The organism is Flavonifractor sp. An306, assembly GCF_002159455.1.
Taxonomy (GTDB): Bacteria; Bacillota; Clostridia; order Oscillospirales; family Oscillospiraceae; genus Flavonifractor.
Genome location: NZ_NFIQ01000125.1, coordinates 1 through 4,872, shown reverse-complemented (window position 1 = coordinate 4,872; position 4,872 = coordinate 1). Strand labels below are relative to the sequence as shown.

General features: G+C 47.3%; 4 protein-coding genes. All 4 read right to left on the bottom strand.

The annotated features are described in order from the left end of the window. Positions 1–591: 591 nt before the first annotated feature. The gene (locus B5F88_RS18405; RefSeq protein WP_087348896.1) at positions 592–1,179 is read right to left on the bottom strand and encodes a hypothetical protein; all 588 of its coding nucleotides are present in this window, start codon (positions 1,177–1,179) and stop codon (positions 592–594) included. Between the two features lie 40 nt (positions 1,180–1,219). Further along, positions 1,220–1,786 carry a hypothetical protein gene (locus B5F88_RS18400; RefSeq protein WP_087348894.1) on the bottom strand — a complete coding sequence of 189 codons (567 nt, stop codon included), beginning with the start codon at positions 1,784–1,786 and terminating at the stop codon, positions 1,220–1,222. Positions 1,787–2,230: 444 nt separating this feature from the next. After that, a complete protein-coding gene (locus tag B5F88_RS18395) occupies positions 2,231–3,322 on the bottom strand; it encodes a glycerol dehydrogenase (protein WP_087348892.1) in 1,092 nt (363 codons plus the stop codon). Between the two features lie 918 nt (positions 3,323–4,240). Then, the coding region (locus tag B5F88_RS20880) for a hypothetical protein (RefSeq protein ID WP_162612246.1) at positions 4,241–4,872 on the bottom strand (632 nt) is incomplete at its 5' end.

Below are 4,872 nucleotides of genomic sequence, written 5' to 3'. Positions count from 1 at the left end.
ACGCCTCCAGTGTAAAGGAACTATTCAAATTGTAAATGGCTGTTTTCAGTTGACCAAAATTGGCGTTTTTCGCCTGACCCGGAATGGCGATTATCGCCTGACGCTAACAGGGGGTCATTTTTAAGGTTTATTCATTCTATTTGGTGAATATTATAGCACTTGTTGAACCAATTTTCAAGTAACAAGTCTGCTATTGATACATTTTTTGACAAACGAAGACTCCCAGAATACCGTTCTCCCAGGAGTCTTTTACTCTATTGATTCAGTCCGTATGTTTTAGCCAAGGCATGCCGAATAATCATAGTTGTTGGCAGACCACTTTTCTGCCAGCTCAACCCCGTTATCGCTCCACACGCAGATGATCCAGCAGCTCCCAGCTCTTGCAGCAGACAGATACTTATCCCCCATAAACGTCCGCTTGTGAGCAGGAGAGTTCATCCAATCATCAATTGCTTTTGGACCGAAAACTGACCTCTGGCAAGCGCTTCAGCCGCAAATTTTCCTTTCGGACGCTCATGACTAAAGTTAACGGTTAGATACAGAAACATTCCGCCAGGAAAAAGTCCTTCCTTTCCTCCTAAGCAAATGCCATTAGACGTTTGAGGCAGACTCATTTTTATCTTTTTCTGCCTTTTTGATCTGCTCCAGCACATCAATCAGCCGATGGTACGAACCTGCCAGTGAATTTCCAACCGTTCTGCCATCGCTGCCTTCTTCCTGATCAGCGGCAAAGTCCGAGCAATAATCAGCACAGGAGCGCAGCAGCTTTATAAAGTCAGCCCGCTCATTCCCCGTCGGCCATGTGGGTTCTTCAAGAGGCCCATAGGTCATCCTCACCTCACCCTCTTTTAGATCGTGTGGTATTTCACCACCATATCCCACACTAAAATCTTGCGAACTGATAATACCCATGTTACGCAATTCGCCCAGAAGCTGGCAAAACTCGTTCCGCGTCATATTGGTAACATCGTATTTCTCTGCCAAAGATTGCGCGACATCGGATGTCAGAGATTTTGTCGTCCGCTTAATTTCTGATGGCATTTCTGTGTTGGCAGACCGAACAAACACATCTTTGTCGGAGGATTCTGTTTTTAGCGGAGATGCCGATCTAACCTTGTTCTCCACTCTGGCAGAACTGGATATGCTTTGATTGGCTCCCAAAATAATATGATCCATCATAAAATAATACCCTCATTTCTAATGAAATTGTTAAAATTTGCTACGCCCAAATATCCACAGCAGCTGTGTCAGCAGGGGGCTGTCCTTGAGCAACAGCATTCATCTCCGCGCGGGCCTCTCGAAATGCCTGTAAGTAAATCATATCCGTCTCGGTAATAAAGTGAAGCTCTGCTTTTGTCTGATGCGTGGTCCATTGACCATAAAAATCGCTATAACTTGCAATCAGTTCTCCCTCTGGTGAATAAACCTCAGCCGTCCGAAATGTTGAATCACCTTTGATTTCGGCGGAATAATCTCCGAAAAGGCGCTCCAAATAGACCTTGATCCGTTCCTGCTCTTTTTTTAGTGTATTCATCACAGAATTTACTTTGGCCATCGGGCCAGCACGATCCGGAGAGACATACTGCTCCATGCGGGCACGCCGAAGCTGACTAAATCCCTTGTCCATGTAGATGCCTTTTTGAGCATCCTCCCGAGCCAGCGCCTGAATCTGCTTTACAAAACCGTCTGTGATAGCATTTTTAACAGTCTTTTTCGCTGATTTCTGGATTTGTGAAGTGCCATCGAATGCAGCAGCACCGTTGACACCTAATCCTCCAATTTGCATCTGTACTCCCTCCCTGCATAGATCATCAAAGCAGCGCCTGAACAGGACAGTTTGCATGGCAGTATATTGGGTAACCCGTGTCTCAAAACCACATATATCCATTTATATATATCGGCAAAATGTCGCAAAAAAACAACAGGCCATTCGCACTTTAAGGTACCAAATTCATCGTTTCTGGGCTCATTGTTTGGTAGGTTTTAATGCGGATACAAAAGCAAACGCGGCAGCTTGTTTTCCATCTGTAACCGATGGAGCTTTATGTGCCTGTTCCATCAGAACGTCTCCAGATATGACAGGTCTCCCCGGCCTGCCTTTGGATCGTACCCCCATAGCAAAACCCCCTGATGTAGTTTATTCTCCTACATCAGGGGGCCTCTTTTCACCATCCGTTTTTATTGGACTGGTACAATGTGACAGAATGGAGCCGCGTCGTTTTTTCCGTAATTATTTGTATGCACGGCCGAGCGCATCGGCTGCCAGGATGGCAGCATAGACCTTATCCGCCGTCACTTCCATGGGCATGTTGTGGATGGTCTCCCCCGGAGCGGCCGCTGCCTGCGCCACCGTGCGCAGCGTCTCCTCGGTGGGATTCTCCATGCCGAGATCGGCCAGCGTCGTGGGCAGGCCGACGCTCATGCAGAAGTCGAGCACTTCCTCAATCTGCTCCATATCCGCATTCTGCAGCACAAGCTGCACGAGCGTGCCGAATGCCACCTTTTCACCGTGATACATTTTGTGCGTTTCGGGTGCAACGGTAAAGCCGTTGTGGATGGCATGCGCACCGGCCAGGCCGCCGGACTCAAATCCGATACCAGACAGATATGTATTCGCCTCGATGATATTCTCAACAGCGGGCGTGCAGACGTGCTGCTCCACAGCGAGGCGGGCCTTCAGGCCGTCGGCCAGCAGCGTATCATAGCACGCACGGGCCAGAACGAGCGCAGCACGCGTCACTTTACCGCCCGCACAGGTCGCCGCATCCGCATCCGCCGTGGCCTTCGCCTCAAAGTACGTAGCCAGCGCATCGCCCATGCCGGACACCAGCAGACGCGCGGGAGCCTTGCTGACAACGTCGGTATCCACCAGCACAACGTTGGGGTTCGCAGGCAGCCACAGGTACTCCTCAAACACGCCCTCATCCGTATAGATGACGGAAAGCGCGGAGCACGGCGCGTCTGTTCCCGCAATGGTCGGCACAACCACGACCGGCTTTTTGACGTAATACGCCAGTGCCTTCGCGGTGTCGTGGATTTTGCCGCCGCCGATGCCGACGCACACATCACAGCCAAGTTCGTCAAAGCGCGCTTTCAGGCGGTTGATCTCCGTCTTGCAGCACTCGCCGTTGAAATACTCAAAATAAACGCTGCACTGAGCGGCCTCAAAGCTCTTTTTCACAGTCTCGCCCACCCGGTCATAGCCGGATTTGCTGATGAGTACGAACGCCTTCGTGCCGAGCGGCTGCGCATATTTGCCGATGTTGTTCAGTTCGCCCTGGCCCTGAATATAGCGGCCCGGCGCAATGATGATGTTTGCCATGGGATTTTCCTCCTTTTTACATGGTTTCACTGCTCATGTATACCTCGTTTACTATATCACATGACATTTTTTTGTCAATGTGTTTTTTCGGCAAAAAGAGCATTGCCGCGCACCGCCTGCTGCCTGTGGAAAACGATGCTCGTTCTCTAAGGAAATGTGCATTCCATGCACTCTCATTTGCCAGAACATAAGCACCGCAGCCGCAGCTTAGTCGGTGTTGTATTTCACGATGAGGATGCTGGAGTGATAGTCCCGGCATCGAACAAGGCACCCGGACAGGGACGATTATGCGCGAGATCCCATTTGTCACCCATTTTAGAAGGCTGGCAGTCTCAATCTGGATTTCACCGGGCAAAATGCACAATTTTTTGCCTAGACCTGAAAACTACACCTTACAACAGATTTATTGAGGATTTTCCTCCTGCTAATACCCTCCATCATTACAGATATGACGCCCATTATCAATTTCTTTGCCCTCAAAAATATCATCCATATCATACATTGCCAAGCCAGCCCCACCGTCATCAAAGTCGCAAATGAAAAGAATAACAAAAAAGAGCCCGGGGAAAACGAATTTCCTCGGACTCTTTCTGAGTCATTATTGGGGGACAATGTGCTTAGTTATGAGAGAATGAGCACAACGATTTGTGATCGTCCCACTCCAACCTGGTCGTTTGTCCGACCATTTTGACCACAAGCTGCTGGCCCAATCTTTTTCGAAAAAAGTTCCAAATTAGTTCAAAATCAAGCCAAAACCGGGCAAAGAGTAAAAAAGAAATATCTCTGTCCGAGATAAGTATTGGTATGTATAATCGACCTTTATATTCATTTTTTTGAATACCAAGAAAAGGAGCAAGGTATAATTTTGACCTTGCTCCTATCAGATAGTATTTAATTCAACAAGTTAAAATTGGCCAGTTATTCGCCATATACGATCAAGACGGTTTTTCCATCGCAATCCAAATAAACGCTCTGGTCGCCGCCAACCATTCCGTCTGTGCCGAAATGTACTTTCCATACACATTCATCTGTATCAAAATATGTCGTAATCCTGTCATACTCGACGGTGCATTCGTTCTTAGCACATTCGGCCACATTCTCAAAAGTTATTTCAGTTTCAGTTGTATTTACAAATCCAGAAGTTTTTACACCAGGTTCGCCTTCTACATATATTGCCATATCTTCGGCATAAGAAAAATTAGGGATCGCAATTTTATCAAAAATTGCCTTTGTCTGCTCTGCTAAATCACAATACATTGTGTGGCTACGTGCAGATACTCCTGTATGCCACAAATGGAAGTTTTCCTTAAAAAGGGCCTGGAGTTCTTCATCTGTAAACGATGCTTTCAAATCGTCATTGATAACCAAACCATGTTGAATAAATAAATCAAGCAGTTCTTCTGCGGGCATTTCGGATAATTCTTCATAAGTATATTTCTGCTCAGCTTCGGATTGAATGTCTGTTTGGGATATTTCCTCGTTATTTTGAGTTGGAGTTATTATGTCCTGTTGTCCTTGCTGACTGCAACCAACCAGACCCAACACACAGA

Excerpts from the sequence above, each read along its gene's own strand:
- B5F88_RS18405 (WP_087348896.1), bottom strand. The coding sequence starts at position 1,179 with ATGATGGATCATATTATTTTGGGAGCCAATCAAAGCATATCCAGTTCT.
- B5F88_RS18400 (WP_087348894.1), bottom strand. The coding sequence starts at position 1,786 with ATGCAAATTGGAGGATTAGGTGTCAACGGTGCTGCTGCATTCGATGGC.
- B5F88_RS18395 (WP_087348892.1), bottom strand. The coding sequence starts at position 3,322 with ATGGCAAACATCATCATTGCGCCGGGCCGCTATATTCAGGGCCAGGGC.